Annotated in this window: 11 protein-coding genes and 3 tRNA genes; 9 read left to right on the top strand and 5 right to left on the bottom strand. The window is 34.6% G+C overall.

What is annotated here, in order from left to right:
- Positions 1 to 46: 46 nt before the first annotated feature.
- Both BM383_RS18590 and BM383_RS18585 read right to left on the bottom strand, forming a co-directional pair.
- Complete coding sequence (locus BM383_RS18590) at positions 47 to 1,582, bottom strand: SulP family inorganic anion transporter (RefSeq protein WP_093026650.1); 1,536 nt, start codon at positions 1,580 to 1,582, stop codon at positions 47 to 49.
- 198 nt (positions 1,583 to 1,780) lie between these two features.
- Positions 1,781 to 4,333, bottom strand: a complete 2,553-nt coding sequence (locus BM383_RS18585) for an ATP-dependent Clp protease ATP-binding subunit (protein ID WP_093026649.1) — start codon at positions 4,331 to 4,333, stop codon at positions 1,781 to 1,783.
- Positions 4,334 to 4,589: 256 nt separating this feature from the next.
- Here BM383_RS18585 and gyrA point away from each other — a divergent pair, with 256 nt between their 5' ends.
- Entirely contained in the window at positions 4,590 to 7,136 is a 2,547-nt protein-coding gene (gene gyrA / locus BM383_RS18580; RefSeq protein ID WP_093026648.1) for a DNA gyrase subunit A, read from the top strand.
- 38 nt (positions 7,137 to 7,174) lie between these two features.
- Complete coding sequence (locus BM383_RS18575; RefSeq protein ID WP_093026647.1) at positions 7,175 to 8,449, top strand: tetratricopeptide repeat protein; 1,275 nt, start codon at positions 7,175 to 7,177, stop codon at positions 8,447 to 8,449.
- Between the two features lie 85 nt (positions 8,450 to 8,534).
- On the opposite strand, the gene BM383_RS18570 is transcribed toward BM383_RS18575, so the two are convergent.
- Positions 8,535 to 9,284 carry a C40 family peptidase gene (locus BM383_RS18570; RefSeq protein ID WP_093026646.1) on the bottom strand — a complete coding sequence of 250 codons (750 nt, stop codon included), beginning with the start codon at positions 9,282 to 9,284 and terminating at the stop codon, positions 8,535 to 8,537.
- Positions 9,285 to 9,373: 89 nt separating this feature from the next.
- Positions 9,374 to 10,552 carry an acetyl-CoA C-acyltransferase gene (locus BM383_RS18565; RefSeq protein ID WP_093026645.1) on the bottom strand — a complete coding sequence of 393 codons (1,179 nt, stop codon included), beginning with the start codon at positions 10,550 to 10,552 and terminating at the stop codon, positions 9,374 to 9,376.
- A 126-nt stretch (positions 10,553 to 10,678) separates the two neighbouring features.
- Here BM383_RS18565 and BM383_RS18560 point away from each other — a divergent pair, with 126 nt between their 5' ends.
- The 5 genes from BM383_RS18560 (at position 10,679) to BM383_RS18540 (ending at position 14,829) form a co-directional block, all read left to right on the top strand.
- Complete coding sequence (locus tag BM383_RS18560; protein ID WP_093026644.1) at positions 10,679 to 12,718, top strand: HD family phosphohydrolase; 2,040 nt, start codon at positions 10,679 to 10,681, stop codon at positions 12,716 to 12,718.
- Positions 12,719 to 12,862: 144 nt separating this feature from the next.
- A tRNA-Ser gene (locus BM383_RS18555) sits at positions 12,863 to 12,946 on the top strand.
- 24 nt (positions 12,947 to 12,970) lie between these two features.
- A tRNA-Pro gene (locus BM383_RS18550) sits at positions 12,971 to 13,045 on the top strand.
- Positions 13,046 to 13,061: 16 nt separating this feature from the next.
- Positions 13,062 to 13,135, top strand: a tRNA-Arg gene (locus BM383_RS18545).
- Positions 13,136 to 13,602: 467 nt separating this feature from the next.
- Positions 13,603 to 14,829, top strand: a complete 1,227-nt coding sequence (locus BM383_RS18540; protein WP_093026643.1) for a site-specific integrase — start codon at positions 13,603 to 13,605, stop codon at positions 14,827 to 14,829.
- A gap of 224 nt (positions 14,830 to 15,053) precedes the next feature.
- On the opposite strand, the gene BM383_RS18535 is transcribed toward BM383_RS18540, so the two are convergent.
- Positions 15,054 to 16,226, bottom strand: a complete 1,173-nt coding sequence (locus tag BM383_RS18535; protein WP_093026642.1) for a metallophosphoesterase — start codon at positions 16,224 to 16,226, stop codon at positions 15,054 to 15,056.
- A gap of 213 nt (positions 16,227 to 16,439) precedes the next feature.
- On the opposite strand from BM383_RS18535, the gene BM383_RS18530 reads away from it, so the two are divergent.
- Positions 16,440 to 17,258 (top strand): sensor histidine kinase, encoded by an 819-nt coding sequence (locus BM383_RS18530; RefSeq protein WP_093026641.1) that lies wholly within the window; start codon positions 16,440 to 16,442, stop codon positions 17,256 to 17,258.
- Positions 17,255 to 17,956, top strand: coding sequence for a LytR/AlgR family response regulator transcription factor (locus BM383_RS18525; RefSeq protein ID WP_093026640.1), 702 nt, complete (start codon positions 17,255 to 17,257; stop codon positions 17,954 to 17,956). The genes BM383_RS18530 and BM383_RS18525 overlap by 4 nt, the downstream gene beginning before the upstream one ends.
- Positions 17,957 to 18,131 lie beyond the last annotated feature (175 nt).

The raw sequence follows: 18,131 nt of genomic DNA, 5'->3' as shown, positions 1-18,131 counted from the left end.
TAGTCCCTCGTGTTATCAAACCTCTGGACTTTGAGTCCAGAGTGGTTTAGTCTTCTGTAACAACCCTGTATGTAGGATCTTCCAGAATATTAACATCAACTAAATTATCTGCATTTTTAATAAGTTGAATACAATCCTGACTCAAATGTTTTAGGTGCAGTTTTTTACCTGCTTTTTGATATTTATCGGTGATAGAGTTCAATGCTTCAATGGCAGACATGTCAGCAACTCTACTTTCTGAAAAATCAATAACAACTTCTTCGGGATCATTTTCAATATCAAATTTCTCATGAAATGCAGTTGTTGAACCAAAGAAAAGAGGTCCGTAAATTTCATAATGTTTTACACCATTTTCATCAATATGTTTACGTGCTCGAATACGTTTTGCATTGTCCCAGGCGAACACCAATGCCGAAATAATAACTCCGACTAATACAGCGAGCGCTAAATTATGTAGAATGATGGTAATTAAGGTTACGATCAACATTACAAAAATATCATGTCTTGGCATTCTTGTAATCGCTTTAAAACTTGCCCATTCGAAAGTTCCAAAAGCAACCATGATCATTACACCTGTTAAGGCGGCCATGGGTAAAAGTTCTATAACAGGAGCACCAACTAAAATAATAGTAAGAATGGTTAACGAAGCTATAATACCCGACAAGCGAGCACGGCTTCCAGATGATAAGTTTACCAATGTTTGAGCAATCATAGGGCAACCACCCATTCCATAGAAAAATCCGTTGGCAATATTAGCAGTTCCTTGAGCTATACATTCACGATTACTACGTCCTTTTGTTCCAGTAATTTCATCAACCAAATTGAGCGTTAAAAGTCCTTCAGTTAAACCAACTGCTGCCATGATTAAACCATATGGAAGAATAATTTTTAAGGTTTCTAATGTGAAAGGAATTTTTGGGATATGAAAAGGTGGTAAGCTTCCGCTAATGGAGGCAATATCTACTACCTGTTTTGTTTCAATATTGAAAAAATATACCAAAGCAAATACCACAACGATTGCAACTAAAGAAGGTGGAACTACTTTAGTGAATCTTGGCAAGATAACAATTATGGCTATGGTTAAAGCAACTAAAGCGCCCATGATGTATAACGGTGTGCCGGAAATCCAAACATGTTCGCCATTAATAATCGTCTTAAATTGTTCTAATTGTGACATAAAAATGATAACTGCTAGACCATTTACGAAACCAAACATCACAGGCTGCGGAACCAATCGAATGAACTTACCAAGTTTGAAGAGTCCAACGATAATTTGGATAACGCCAGCAATGGCAACTGCTCCAAAAACATATTCTAGTCCGTGTGACTGCATGAGTGCAATAAGCACAACGACCGTAGCTCCGGCTCCACCAGAAATAAGTCCGGGACGACCACCAAATATAGCTGTTATTAAGCCCATGATAAAGGCGGCATACAAACCAACCAAGGGTGGAAATCCTGCCAAAATAGCAAATGATAATGATTCAGGAATCATGGTCATGGCAACTGTTAAGCCAGCTAGAATTTCGTTTCTATAATTTACTTTTTGCTTAAAATCAAACAGGTTGAAGATCTTTTGCATGTGTTTCTAAAGTGTTTTGTGATAAAGTTTGCAAAACTAGCAATTAAAATTTGAATCGGTAATTATGAGAAGTATTTGTATGGATTATTATAAATATTTGATTTTGAGCTTCAAATTATTGTAAATATGAATGATGTATGAAATAAAAAAGGCGAACATTTCTGTTCACCTTTTCTAATATTATATAAAATGATTATCTTAAGAAGATTTCTCTGCCTTGGTGATAGAGATTGTTAATTCGTCTTCACCTTCGGCTAAATCCATTAAAATTTTATCTCCTTCGTCTAATTTTGAAGAAACAATTTCTTCAGCGAGTGCATCTTCAATATATTTCTGAATTGCTCTTTTTAAAGGTCTAGCACCATATTGTTTATCAAAACCTTTTTCTGCAATGTAATCTTTTGCTTTATCTGTAAGTGTTAGGTTGTATCCTAAATCTTCGATACGAGCAAAAAGTTTTACTAATTCAATATCAATAATTTTGAAGATGTCTTCTTTTTCTAGTGCATTGAACACAACTACATCATCAATTCGGTTTAAGAATTCAGGTGCAAAGGCTTTCTTCAAAGCATTTTCAATTACACTTTTTTGATGAGCATCAGCTTGTGCAACTTTTGCGGAAGTTCCAAAACCAACTCCTTGACCAAAATCTTTTAATTGACGCGCTCCGATGTTAGAAGTCATAATAATAATTGTATTTCTAAAATCGATTTTCCGTCCAAGGCTGTCAGTTAAAAATCCGTCGTCTAAAACTTGAAGCATCATGTTGAAAATATCTGGGTGTGCCTTTTCAACCTCATCAAGTAATACAACAGAATATGGTTTTCTTCTAACTTTTTCTGTTAACTGTCCACCTTCTTCGTAACCTACATATCCTGGAGGTGCTCCAACTAATCTAGAAATAGCGAATTTTTCCATGTATTCACTCATGTCAATTCTAACTAAAGCATCTTCAGAATCAAATAATTCTTTTGCCAGAATTTTAGCTAATTGCGTTTTACCAACCCCAGTTTGACCTAGGAAAATAAAAGAACCAATTGGCTTGTTAGGATCTTTTAATCCTGCGCGGTTACGCTGAATAGCTTTAGCTACTTTATTTACAGCTTCATCTTGACCAATCACTTTTCCTTTGATAAGTTCTGGTAATTTAGCAAGCTTGTTAATTTCTTTTTGAGCAATTCTATTTACAGGAATTCCACTCATCATAGAAACCACGTCGGCAACATTATCCTCGGAAACTGTTTCTTTATGAAGTTTAGATTCTTCTTCCCATTTTTCTTGAGCTACTAAAAGCTCTTTTTCCAGACGTTTTTCATCATCTCTCAGACGAGCGGCTTCTTCATACTTTTGCTTTTTAACAACAGTATTTTTAAGCTCTTTAACTTCTTCAAGTTTCTTTTCCAGTTCCAAAATTTGTTTTGGTACATCCATGTTAGTGATGTGAACTCTAGAACCAGCTTCGTCTAAGGCATCAATAGCTTTGTCCGGAAGGAATCTATCTGTTAAATACCTGTTGGTTAATTTAACACAAGCTTCAATTGCTTCGTCTGTATAAAGTACATTGTGATGCTCTTCGTATTTTTCTTTGATGTTATGTAGAATTTGAACAGTTTCTTCAACAGTTGTAGGTTCTACAATTACTTTTTGAAAACGTCTTTCTAAAGCACCATCTTTTTCTATATATTGTCTGTACTCATCTAAGGTAGTAGCACCAATACATTGAATTTCACCTCTTGCAAGAGCTGGTTTAAACATGTTTGAAGCATCTAAACTTCCTGTTGCTCCACCGGCACCAACAATGGTATGAATTTCATCAATGAAAAGAATCAAATCATCATTCTTTTCAAGTTCGTTCATCACAGCTTTCATTCTTTCTTCAAACTGTCCACGGTATTTAGTTCCTGCAACTAATGAAGCAAGATCTAGCGTTACTACACGTTTGTTATAAAGAATTCTGGAAACTTTTTTCTTGATGATTCTCAAAGCCAAACCTTCAGCAATGGCACTTTTACCAACACCTGGTTCGCCAATAAGTAGTGGATTGTTTTTCTTCCTTCTACTAAGAATTTGAGAAACACGTTCAATTTCTTTTTCTCTACCAACTACAGGGTCCAGTTTTCCCTCTTCTGCAAGTTGTGTAAGATCTCTACCAAAATTATCTAAAACAGGAGTTTTAGATTTTTTGTTTGTTTTAGACGCTCCGCTCCCAGAGTTTCCTCCATTAAATGGATTCTCTCTTGAAAGATCATCGGAGCCTGCATCATCAGAAAAAGATTCCGCTGATGGAGAGTCTATATAATCGTCATCGCTTGTTATCATAAGCTTAAATTGTTCTTTAACGTTATCATAATCAACCCTTAACTTATTTAAAAGCTTTGTAGTAGGATCATTCTCGTTCCTTAGAATACAAAGTAATAAGTGGGCTGTGTTTATAGAAGAACTTTGGAAAAGTTTAGCTTCTAAAAATGTGGTTTTTAAGGCTCTTTCTGCTTGCCTTGTAAGATGTAGGTTCTGTTTATTTTGAGCTTGAGCAAAGCTTGGGTTAGCTGGGCTCAAGATTTCTACTTTCCTTCTTAATAAATCTAAATCAATATCAAGAGCATGCAGAATGTTGATGGCTTTACCATTGCCGTCTCTCAACAGACCTAGCATCAGATGTTCAGTTCCAATAAAGTCATGGCCTAGTCGTAAGGCTTCTTCTTTACTGTAAGCAATTACATCTTTTACTCTCGGTGAAAAATTGTCATCCATATAATACTCCTTTCAACATTAAAGTTAGTAAATGTAAAGATATAATGGCAATAACTATACCCCTTTTGTAACTTGTATACGCTAATTGACGAAAAAATATACAGAAATGCAATAGCCTTAACAGGGTTTTATTAACTGCTAGGCCTATTTTAACTGTTAATAAATATGGTAAAAATTGCATTTTTAATGCCATCAAAAGCCGATAAAAACCGTATATTAGCTCGATTTGAAATTAGAGTAAAATAAACTATTAAATATGGCAGAAGGAGAAAAACTGATTCCTATTAATATTGAAGATGAAATGAAATCTGCTTACATCGATTATTCGATGTCAGTTATTGTTTCTAGGGCATTACCAGACGTTAGAGATGGTCTTAAGCCTGTACATAGAAGGGTTTTATTTGGAATGTACGAACTAGGTGTTCTTAGTAACAGATCTTATAAAAAATCCGCTAGAATTGTAGGTGAAGTTTTAGGTAAATATCACCCACACGGTGATAGTTCAGTATATGACACCATGGTGCGTATGGCGCAAGAATGGAGTCTTCGTTACATGTTAGTAGATGGTCAGGGTAACTTTGGTTCTGTAGATGGAGATAGTCCTGCAGCAATGCGTTATACGGAAGCTCGTATGCGTAAGATTGCAGAGGACATGATGGCAGATATTGACAAAGAGACAGTAGACCATCAATTAAATTTTGATGATACGCTAAAAGAACCAACGGTTTTACCAACAAGAGTTCCTAATTTATTGGTAAATGGAGCTTCTGGTATTGCGGTAGGTATGGCGACCAATATGCCACCACACAACTTAACAGAAGTAGTTGATGGTACCATTGCATATATTGAGAATAACGACATTGAAATTGATGAGTTAATTGAATACGTTAAAGCTCCAGATTTTCCTACAGGAGGTACTATTTATGGGTACGATGGAGTAAGAGAAGCATTCAAAACTGGTCGTGGTCGTGTAGTTATCCGTGCAAAGGCTTCTTTTGAGGAGGTTCACGGTAAGGAATGTATTGTTGTTACAGAAATTCCATATCAAGTAAATAAAGCAGACATGATTAAGAAGACTGCTGATATGGTAAACGATAAAAAAATTGATGGTATTTCTACGATTCGTGATGAGTCTGATAGAAAAGGTATGCGCATCGTTTATGTTTTAAAGCGCGATGCAATTCCTAATATCGTTTTAAATCTTCTTTATAAATACACCGCACTTCAATCTTCTTTCAGTGTAAATAATATTGCCTTAGTAAAAGGAAGACCACAAATGTTAAATCTAAAAGATATGATTTATCATTTTGTGGAACACAGACATGAAGTTGTAGTAAGAAGAACCGAGTACGAACTTCGCAAAGCAGAAGAAAGAGCTCACATTTTAGAAGGGTTGATTATTGCTTCTGATAATATAGATGAAGTAATAGCTATTATCAGAGGTTCTGCTAGTCCAGAAGAAGCTCGTAACAAATTAAAAGAACGTTTCAGTTTATCAGAAGTTCAAGCACGTGCAATTGTAGAAATGCGATTGAGACAATTAACAGGACTAGAACAAGATAAATTACGTACTGAATACGAAGAAATTCAAAAATTCATAGAAGACTGTAAAGATATCTTAGCACGTAAAGAGCGTAGAATGGATATCATAAAAACAGAACTTCTTGAAGTAAAAGATAAATATGGAGATCCAAGAAGAACTCAAATTGAGTACGCTGGTGGTGATTTAAGTATGGAAGATATGATTCCGGATGAGCAAGTGGTAATTACCATTTCTCATGCAGGATACATCAAAAGAACTCCTTTATCTGAATACAAAACTCAAAATAGAGGAGGAGTTGGTCAAAAAGCCTCTACAACGAGAAATGAAGATTTCCTAGAATACTTGTTTGTAGGTACCAACCACCAATACATGCTGTTCTTTACCCAAAAAGGAAAATGTTTCTGGATGCGAGTTTTCGAAATTCCTGAAGGAAGTAAGACTTCAAAAGGTAGAGCAATTCAAAACCTTATCAATATAGAAATGGATGATAAGGTAAAAGCTTTCATCTGTACACAAGATCTTAAAGATGAGGAATACATTAATAGTCATTATGTAATGATGGCTACAAAGAAAGGTGTAGTTAAGAAAACATCTTTAGAAGCATATTCTCGTCCAAGACAAAATGGTATTAACGCTATTACGGTTCGTGAAGGTGATGAACTATTAGAAGCTAAATTAACCACAGGAAATAGCCAAATTATGTTGGCAGTAAAATCTGGAAAAGCGATTCGTTTTGAAGAAGAAAAAACGCGTCCAATGGGTAGAAGTGCTTCTGGTGTTCGCGGTATTACTTTAGCTGATGATAATGATGAAGTAGTAGGAATGATTGCTGTTGAAAATGCTCAGGAAGAAACTGTTCTTGTAGTATCTGAAAATGGTTATGGTAAACGTACTTATATTGATGATCCAGAAGATGGAGAACCAGTTTATCGTATTACCAACCGTGGAGGTAAAGGAGTTAAAACTATTTCAATTACCGAAAAAACAGGAGGTTTAGTAGCTATCAAATCTGTTACAGATGCTGATGATTTGATGATCATCAATAAATCTGGTATTGCTATTCGAATGGCTTTAGAAAATCTTCGTATTATGGGTAGAGCAACACAAGGAGTTCGCCTTATCAATATCAAAGGGAAAGATTCTATCGCCGCAGTTGCGAAAGTAATGAAAGAGGAAGATGAAGAAATGTCAGATTCTAATGAAAATGCAACTGATCAAACAGATGGCACGGCTATTGATTCAAATGATACTGAAAATTAAAAATTAAGCAAACAATAAATTTTAAATTAAAACAGGAAATGAGAAATAAAGTTTTAATGGGAGTAATGTTAGCTTCCAGCATGCTTACATTTGCACAGAAAGATGAACTTAAGGATGCTGAGAAAGCCTTTAAAAAAGGAGAATACAGCGAAGCTATTACTGCTTTAAATAGTGCTGAAGGTTCTATTGCTTCTGCAGATGAAAAGTTAAAAAGTAAATATTATTACGTAAAAGGTCAGGTGTATTACAATTTGGCTAAAAATGGTGATAATACTTTTGAAAATATGGATAAAGCGGCTACTGCTTTTGATAAATTAATTGCTTTAGAAGAGGAAATCGGTAAATCAAAATACTCAGATGAAGTAAAACAATTAAAATCAGACGGTTCTAATGTTCTTTTGAATGCTGCAAACGAAGAATATAAAGCTAAAAATTATGAAGCTGCGTATAAAGGTTTTGAAAAAGTATACCGTTTAAGCTCAAAAGATACTTTGATGTTATTTAACGCTGCAGTAATTGCACTACAAGGTCAAGATTACGATCAGTCTATTAAATATTATGAGGAGTTAAAAGATATCAATTTTGATGGTACAGAAACTCAATATTTGGCAACTAATAAAGAAAGTGGAAAGCAAGAAGCTTTTGGTGATAAAGCATCAAGAGATATTAGCGTGAAGACTGGTACGTATACTGATCCTGAAGATAAAGTATTGCCATCAAAAAGATCTGAAGTAATTAAAAACTTGGCTTTATTATATGTTCAACAAGGACAAAATGAAAAAGCTCTTGAAACTTTTGCAGAAGCTAAAGAAGCGAATCCAGATGATGCTAACTTAATCATTAGTGAAGCAAATGTTTATTACCAAATGGGTGATAAAGATAAATTCAAAGAATTGATGAGCGATGCATCAAAAATGGCTCCTGACAATGCAGATATTCAGTACAATGTAGGAGTTGTTAGCATGGAGCAAAAAGATTATGAAGGTGCAAGAGCTGCTTTTAGAAAGGCAATTGAAATTAAGCCTGAATATACAAACGCAGTATTGAATCTTTCTACTACTTATATTAATGAAGGAAACTCTCTTGTTGAAGAAATGAATGCTCTAGGTAATACAAAGGCAGATGTTGAAAAATTCAACCAATTAAAAGAGCAAAAAGATTCGTTATTTGTAAAAGCGACTGAAGTTCTTGAAAAATATATAGAGAAAAACGGTACAGATAACAAAGATGTACTTACTCAATTGAAAAACATCTATGGAGCTTTAGGAGATACAGAAAATTTCCAAAAAGTTAAAGGAATGTTGGGCGAGTAATCGTCGTAAATAGAACATAGCGAAAAGCCTCAGTTTTTACTGAGGCTTTTTTATGGAGTACGTTTTTTTATTTTTCCAAGTGTGATTATATGATTTTCTTTATCACGCGAAGTTTATGTGTATGTTTTCGACTATCAATATTGAAAATTCCTGAATGATCTATTCTGTCAATTCGAACTTTCCCATGTGAATGAATGATGTAATTATCTTGCATAATAATGCCCACATGAATTATATTTCCTTCATTATTATCAAAAAAAGCTAGATCACCTGGTTCACTTTCTTCAATAAAACTCAAGGGTTCACCTTGTTTGGCCTGCTGAGAAGCATCTCTTAAGAGTTTATAGCCGTTTAATTTATACACCATCTGTGTAAAACCGGAACAGTCTAACCCAAACGGAGTTTTTCCTCCCCATAAATATGGTGCATTTAAAAACCGATAAGCAGTACTTATCAAATTTTCTTTTGGATGAGCTCCTTGCATGAATTCGCCATCAAAATTTGCATTCAAATATTTTGCGCTGCTTACAACAGAGCCCAATGGTACATGAAGCAATTGCTTGTTTTCTTGCTCTATAAACTCAATGATATCTGAAGAAAATTTTGGTGTAGAATGATGAATATCTGTATAAATTTCTTCCTCAACCTCAAGGTATTGCTTATTGTCTATCCAACCTTCATATTTATCAAAAGCAATACGTATTTTACTCCATTTAGCTCTTTTTTCGAGCACTTTAAAATGCTCACCGTACAAAAGCTGAGAAACCATTTCACTACTGTCAGTGGGTTCAAATCTTACCGGGACGATACTTAGATTACAAATTCCGTATTGCATGTATTCTTCTTAAACTTGAAAACCGAATTTTCTAATACCAATTTAGATAAAACAGATTTTCTATAGATCTTATTTTAAATCAAAAATAACTAAACTTTTTCAACTATCATGGCTGAAGCACCACCACCACCATTACAAATAGCTGCAGCACCAATTTTCCCATTGTTTTGCTCCAATACATTCAATAGTGTAACAATAATTCTTGCTCCTGAACATCCTAATGGATGACCAAGGGAAACAGCACCACCATTTACATTAACTTTGGCAGGATCTAAATCTAAAATTTTGGTATTGGCCAATCCAACAACCGAAAAAGCTTCATTAAATTCAAAATAATCTACCTTATCAATAGCCATTCCTGCTTTGTTCAAAGCCTTTGGAAGCGCTTTTGCTGGAGCGGTAGTAAACCATTCAGGTTCATGAGCAGCATCAGCATACGACTTTATGATAGCAATTGGTTGAAGGTTTAATGCGGTTGCTTTTTCTTTAGACATTAAAATTACCGCTGCGGCACCATCATTAATTGTAGAAGCATTTGCCGCCGTTACGGTTCCATCTTTTTTAAAAGCTGGGCGTAGAGCAGCAATTTTGTCCATTTTTACATTTTTGTATTCTTCATCTTCTGAAACAAAAATAGGTTCTCCACGTCTTTGAGGAACTTCTACCGGAACAATTTCATTAGCGAATTTGCCGGTTTCCCAAGATTTTGCGGAACGGGTATAAGATTCAATAGCAAATGCATCTTGATCTTCTCTGGAAAATTCATATTTCTCTGCGCATGATTCAGCACAAAGTCCCATAATATCATTACTGTAAGCGTCAATCAAACCGTCTTTTTGAAGTCCGTCAATAAGAGTTGCAGGTCCAAACTTGGTAGCATTTCTCATGTAAGCATAATGCGGAATCATACTCATGTTTTCCATTCCTCCGGCTACAATAATTTCAGCATCTCCAAGGGCTATTGCTTGCGCACCTTGCATAATAGCTTTCATTCCGCTAGAACAAACTTTGTTTACTGTGGTACAAGGAACGGTATTTGGAATTCCTGCAAAAATAGCCGCTTGCCTTGCCGGAGCTTGGCCTACACCAGCTTGTACAACATTTCCCATCAATACTTCGTCTATCAAAGACGGATCTAAATTTATTTTATCTAAAGCACCTTTGATTGCTGCCGCACCCAATTTTGGAGCAGGAACACTAGACAATGCACCCATAAAACTTCCAATAGGAGTTCTGGTTGCAGCAACTATGACAACTTCTTTATTCATTTTAATATAAATTTTCGGTTATGCGAATTTAATTAAAATTTAAGAGAACCTCTTCAACAATAATCCTTTTTTGAACGCTGCTTTGCGAAGTGAATTTGTTATTTTTGGATTTCATTCTCACACTCAATGAAGAAAATATTAGATAATATTTATAAAAATCAGTCGCTCGTTTACAAAATCATTTTGTATTTCTCCATGATTTTGGCCTTACTCTATCTTTTTCCGCGCGGTGGAAAATTTAAATACGAGTTTCAAAAAGGAAAACCTTGGCAATATGAAAATCTATATGCACCATTTGACTTTCCTATTCATAAAAGTGATGAAGAGATAAAGCTGGAAAAAAATGAAGTAGAAAAAAGCGTTTTACCTTATTACAGTTTTAATAAATCTGTTTATCCACAGGTAAAAGCCTCGTTGGAGAATAGCTATGATAACCATTTTCCAGATTCGGTTCCTAGTTCTTTAAAAACAACCTTATTTAGGAAGTTGGATGAAATTTACAGTAAAGGAGTTGTAGTGTCTTTTCCTAAGGAAGAAAAAGGGACTATAAATCTTATTAAGGAAGGAAATCAAGTTCGTGAAATAGAAACGAGAGAGTTATTTAAGTTAAATGAACTGAACGCTTTTGTAAAAAATACATTTAATAAATCTCCATTAGATGTCTATAAAGATGAGGTATATGATTTTCTTTTTCCAGAATTGGTGCCAAATGTTGAGAAGAATGAGAATTTCACCAATAAAGCGAAGGAGGAGGCCTTAAGCAAGATTTCATATACAAGAGGAACTGTAGATCGCGGAAAGAAAATTATTGTAAAGGGAGAAGTAGTAGAGGGCGAAAAATATACGATCCTCGAATCTTTGAAGCAGGAATATCAATCGCAGCTTTGGAATGAAAATAACTATACCTATGTAATTGTAGGGTATGGTTTGTTGATAGCATTGACCATTTTGATGTTATTACTTTTTCTTAAGAAATATCGAGATAAAATATACATCAACAATACAAAGGTCACCTTTATATTTTTGAATATTTTATTCATGGTTTTTTTAACCACTTTTGCATTAAGGTATGATACTCAATTTATATACATAGTTCCTTTGGCTATTTTGCCTATTGTCTTAAAAGCATTTTTTGATGCTAGAACTGGGCTTTTTGTTCATGTGCTCACAACCTTGTTACTAGGTTTTGTAGTTCCCAATAGTTTTGAATACATCTATTTGCAAATTATTGCAGGAATTGTTTCTATGCTTACAGTATCTGAATTATACAAAAGAGCAAGTTTATTCATTTCCGTAGGGCAAATTACGTTAGTTTATCTAGTATCATACTTTGCGTTTTATATTATTACAGAAGGGGAGTTGAAGACTGATAATTTGATGATATTTAGTTATTTTTTACTGAATGGATTAATTACGGTGGTTTCTGCCCAATCATTGATTTATATTTATGAAAAGCTTTTTAAGCTAGATTCTGATGTTTCTTTATTAGAACTTTCTGATACTAATTCAAAACTTCTTAGAGAGCTCTCAGAGAAAGCTCCGGGTACTTTTCATCATTCCCTCCAAGTAGCTAATTTGGCGGAAGCAGCAGCCATAGAAATAGGCGCAAATGCTATGCTTGTTCGTGTTGGAGCATTGTATCATGATATTGGAAAAATGAATAACCCTACTTTTTTTACCGAAAACCAAAAAGGGTCGGTAAATCCTCATGATGATCTTGAGCCTAAAGAAAGTGCTGAGATTATTATAAATCATGTAATTCATGGAATTACATTGGCAAAGAAAAACAATCTTCCAGATAGAATCATTGATTTTATACGGGTACATCATGGAACCTCACTCGTATATTATTTCTATAAAAAACAGAAAGATATTGATGGTGAAGAAGTGAACGAAGCAGACTTTAGATATCCTGGTCCAATTCCATTCTCAAAGGAGACAGCTATTCTTATGATGTCAGATTCAGTGGAAGCTGCATCCAAAAGTTTGAAAAATCCTACGTATCCGGTGATTGATAGTTTTGTTGAAAAGATTATTGATAAACAAATGGACGAAGATCAGTTTCTAAATGCCGACATAACATTCAAAGAAATTGAAAAGATAAAAAAGGTTCTCAAGCAAAAATTGGTGAATATCTATCATTTAAGAATAGAGTATCCGGAGTAGTATTTAATTGGGAGTCATGGGGATAGAAAAAACATCAAAAAATAATTAAAAAAAGTCTAAAAAAATGTTGCGTTCTATAAAATGATCTCCTACATTTGCATCCGCAATTTGAGAATTGCACGTACCGATAAGTACTGACAAAAAGGAGAGGTGGCAGAGTGGTAATGCAGCAGCCTGCTAAGCTGTGACCGGGTTTCTGGTCCCTGGGTTCGAATCCCAGTCTCTCCGCATTATCTTAATTAGATAACCAATCGGGGTGTAGCGTAGCCCGGTTATCGCGCCTGCTTTGGGAGCAGGAGGTCGCAGGTTCGAATCCTGCCACCCCGACAAAAAATGAAATACTGGTCGCGTAGCTCAGCTGGATAGAGCATCTGCCTTCTAAGCAGACGGTCACAGGTTCGAATCCTGTCGCGATCACTTTTCGTATTTTAAATACAACCAGAAAGCCTGTAAATTATTGATTTACAGGCTTTTTTATTTTTATTACGTTCGTTTGATATCATTTAAAGGTAAATAATACCAGTGCATTTTGTCAATCAAAATATTTTTTATGAAAAACGATTGACGATAACTTAAATTTTTTATTATAAGTTGTTGTAAAACAAAATTTTGCATTTTTTAAAAATGATTGACGGTGAAAATAAAATGATTGACGATTTCCTGAATCCGTTTGGATCCGAATTCTGTATCCTTCTTTGTAAAGGAGTGTATAATTTGTTAAAAAAAGAGGGTGTTGTCGGTGATAAAAATAAAAACTGTAATTTAAGGCTGGAAGTTTGAAAACGCTCTTTTTAGCGTATCGTATTTCAAGCTTTTTTCTTTGAGGATTGCATATTGATTTGACTTTCGTTGGAAATAATTGTTTAATTTTTAAAACGAACTTTATGCGTACTTCAGAAACCTTTGGCATTTTATTTTGGATTAACCGGGCACGAGCTACTTCCAAATCTGAAAATGTCATCTATGCTAGACTTACGGTCACAGGGCAAATCACCAATTTTAGTTTAAAAAGAAAAGTAAAAACCCAACTTTGGGATGGGAAATTACAACGGTCTAAGGGTAAAGATCCAATGAACCAAGATCTCAATGCGTTCTTAGATGAGACATATGCTGAGTTATTTCAACTTTATAAAGAGTTACGGCAAACGCCTACACCCGTCACTGGAGAATTGATCAAAGCACATTTTTTAGGAACGGTTAAGAAACAATATTCTTTGGAGGATATTATGGAATATCATACGGATGCTATGCAGGGGGTCTTGCATCCGCATACCTTGCGTCACTACCAAACCAGTCAACGCTATATTCGAAAGTTTGTGCGGGAAAAGTTAAAGCGGGAAGATATCTTTCTAAGCGAACTGAATTACTCCTTTATTGTACAGTTTGAAGCTTTTCTGAGAGCGGTAGTGAGCGAACAAAGGCAAATGAAGATCAGTAACAATACCATCATGAAACATCTACAGCGTTTACGAAAATTAGTGACGTTGGCGTTTCATAATGAATGGTTGGAGCGAGATCCGTTTATTAAGTACAAATGTAAAACGGAGAAGAAAGAGCGAGCATTTTTAACGCAGGAGGAATTGGAACGAATTGAAAACTTTACGACGCCTATCAAGCGTTTGGAAACCGTACGTGACTTTTTTGTATTTAGTTGTTATACGGGAATAGCGTATGGTGATATGATGCGGTTACAACATAAGCATGTGGTTTTGGGGATAGATGATACGCCTTGGGTATTTACACAACGACAAAAAACGAAAACACCGGTGAAAATACCGCTACTCCCTAAAGCGTTGGAGTTGATTCAAAAATACAGTGGTAGTAAGGTGGGAGTATATCAAGAAGCGTCGTTATTTCCAAAAATGTCTAATCAAAATCTAAATGCCTATTTAAAAGAAATTGCTGACTTGACAGAAATTTATAAGCCTTTGACTTTTCATATCGCGCGGCATACGTTTGCCACTACGGTAACATTGGCTAATGGGGTACCTATAGAAACCGTTTCTAAATTATTGGGACATTCAAAGTTGACTACGACACAAGTGTATGCACGTGTATTGGAAGAGAAATTGGGAGGGGATATGAAAATGCTAAAGCAGAAACTATTATAATGTGACATAAATTGTTCATGCTGCTTCTAGGTGAGGATTTGGCATGAACAATTTATTGGCTCTCTTAAAGTCTTTAGGGAGCAGCATATGATCCCCATTATTGTGTCTCCCTAATTTTGAATTGAGATGTAAAGACAAGGGTGGCGTAGTTTCCCAAGGAAGTGTTTGTCGTTAGAAAGATAAGGCCTTTATCAAATAGGGATGATACGCATTATTCGCAAAGGTCATAATTTTTTGATCTTTCCATCGGCCGTAACTCTAAAGTATTCATTATTTGAGATTAGTAAACCTTCAGAATCATAACTTGGCCAGTTTTTATGGTAATCTTTGGGGTGTTTTACATCAATACCATATACTTTATTCTCATAGAAACTTGCAACACGAAATTGTAAAGTGTGTCCTACAATTACAGCTTGGGCTTGAAACTTTTTTAAGGGTTGTTCAATCTCTTCTTGGCTGAGGTCATCTTTAAAGTAACCTCTATACCAGCTAACACCTGTTTTGGATGAAATCAATAATTCTTTTTCATCTTTATGAATTTTAGGGTAGGGAGCATGATAATAAGTGGATCTTATATAGCTGTTTATTTGAGGAATAGACATATCAAGATCGACTATTTTGGGATGGAGACCACCATGAACGAAAATATTCCCATTGATAGATTCTATAACATTTTTACTGGATAACCATTTCCCTAACACTGAATTTTTGCTGTAGAGATCAGCTTGGGTTTTACCAATCATTGAAGCAACAAATGTGTATTTTAAAGAGGCAGCTTGGTAATCACCGTACATATTTTTCAATTCATGATTGCCTAATATAAAGTGAACTTTACCTCCTTGGATTTTTGCTTCTTGTTCTAATTTATAAATAAACCACAATACTTGTGTAGTGGAAAAACCTCTGTCTACAAAATCACCTAAAAGCACGAGATGATTTTTTCCGAAAGTCCAGTTTAAGGTGGTATCAATCACATTATTTTTAATTAGAAAATCTCTAAATGTTTTAAATCCACTTTCTATATCTGAAATAGCTAGAATCTTATTACTATCGTTGTAAATACTTTTTGGAGATTCAAAATTTGGTCTAATTGATACATTGAAGCTTGTAGCATCTAATGGAAAATATATCTCCGAAGGGATCGTGTCATGTATAGGATATTCTTTTTCATTTAAATAAAATCCATGTTCTTTATCACCTTTGATATATTTTACGGTGATCATGCTATCATTTTTGAAAAATGCATACGGACCTTCTCCATCAAGGTTAAGGCTTAACGGATCATGTCCGTAACTTAATTGAGCACCTTCAGATATTCCTATGGGGATAAGAATTAATAGCAGTATTAAAATAGTAAATCCTAAATGCTTGAAATACGTTACAATGGTTGTTTTCATTTGATTTAAATTTGTTAAACTTTTCTGGTGTCAAATTTGATTAGCAAATTGATGTTACCCAAAAAAAGGTGTTGAAGCTCTTTTTTTTAGATACCAAAAGCATTTGAGATATGTTCAAAACCATTTACACCTACCAAGGACTATTTTATACTTGCCCTCCGTTATTTCATCACTATTTTATCATCACTACTTCCAATCTGATTATCTTGCAGTATGATTGCTATCTTCAAAAATAATCGTTGGTTTATTATTAAATTTTTTACAGTATTATCGATACTGATTCCTATAAGTATGGTTACTTACCAAATCTTATTTCTTGGAAAAAATTCAGTGGTATTTCTCGAAGGTTATCCTACAGCGTTTAGTTTTGGAGTACTTATATATTATGCGATCATTCTGTCAGTAGGAATTGGCTGGCTCGCTATTCAGTTAAAATCCTTAGCTGTTTTAAAGAATGAGAAGAAAAAAATTGAACTGTTACATTTACAAAATCAGGTGAATCCTCATTTCTTTTTTAACATGCTGAATAATCTCTATGGAATAGTGGGCAAGGATGAAGCTAAAGCAAAGGCTCTTATTCTTAAGCTATCTGATCTGATGCGTTATAGCATTTATGAAGGAGGGAAGCATCTGGTGAACTTAACTGATGAAATTGACTATTTAGAAAACTTTATAGCACTGAACCGAATTCGATATCATAAAAATGTTGATGTGAAGTTCGATATAAACATGGATGGTGCTATATTAAAGGTAATGCCTTTAATGTTTATCGTGCTAGTTGAAAATGCATTTAAGCACGGGGTAGAAAATCTTCGTGAAAATTCATTTGTTCACATTAAATTAAATTCTTTCCATGGCGTTATAGATTTTGAAATCTATAACAATTTTGATACTACTCAAAAACAAAGTAATGCTGGTATTGGTATCAAGAATTTAAAGCGTAGACTGCAAATAAGCTATCCCAAAAAACATACATTTGAAACGTATCAGGAAGCATCAACCTTCGTGGCAATTTTAAAAATTAAAACATGAGCCGTTATATAATCATTGATGATGAGCCTATTGCTCATGAAATTATAAAGGATTATTGTGATTTAATTCCAGGTTTGGAATTGGCAAAACACTGTTATGATGCATTAGAAGCATTGGAATATCTTAGAATTCATCAAGTTGATTTACTATTCCTTGATCTTAACCTGCCTAAATTAAAAGGGTTTGATTTTTTGAGAAGTTTACCCAAAAAGCCAAAGGTAATCGTTACTACAGCTTATCAGGAATATGCTTTGGAAGGATATGAATTGGAAATTGAAGATTACCTTTTAAAACCTTTTAGTTTTGAGCGTTTTTTAAAAGCTGTCAATAAAGCGCTTACTTTTGAAAAAAATAATACTCCTAAAATAGTTTACAGGAATAACATCGATACAGCTTCCATTTTTGTTTATGCAGATAAAAAACATATTCAGGTAAAGCTTCACGAAGTCATGTATATAGAAGCGGCCGGAAATTATGCTAAGATTGTTTTTGAACATACTCAGTTAGTAGTTCGAACGGCGATTTCAGAAGTCATGAATAAATTACCTGAAGAAACATTTATTCGGGTTCATAAGTCATTTATAGTTTCAAAAAATAATATTAGGAATATAGAAGGAAATCGAATCATGGTACATGAAACCTATATTCCTATTGGTAATTTTTATAAGGCTCAAGTACATAAACTTTTGACTGAATAAGTTTCCATAATCCGATTTACATTAGTTGCAGTATCCTTCCTTTTCGATTGTTGGAGGTACTTCTTCCCAACAGGCTTGGTATTTCCTATCAGGTATTCCGAAGCGCTGCCTCTTTTTGGGGTAGCAAAACACGCACGGTTCGGCTGAAACAGACAGCATAAGCCGCTCGTTCCTC

It is taken from the genome of Pustulibacterium marinum (genome assembly GCF_900116665.1).
Classification (GTDB): Bacteria; Bacteroidota; Bacteroidia; order Flavobacteriales; family Flavobacteriaceae; genus Pustulibacterium; species Pustulibacterium marinum.
This window is presented reverse-complemented; position numbering and strand designations above follow the sequence as displayed.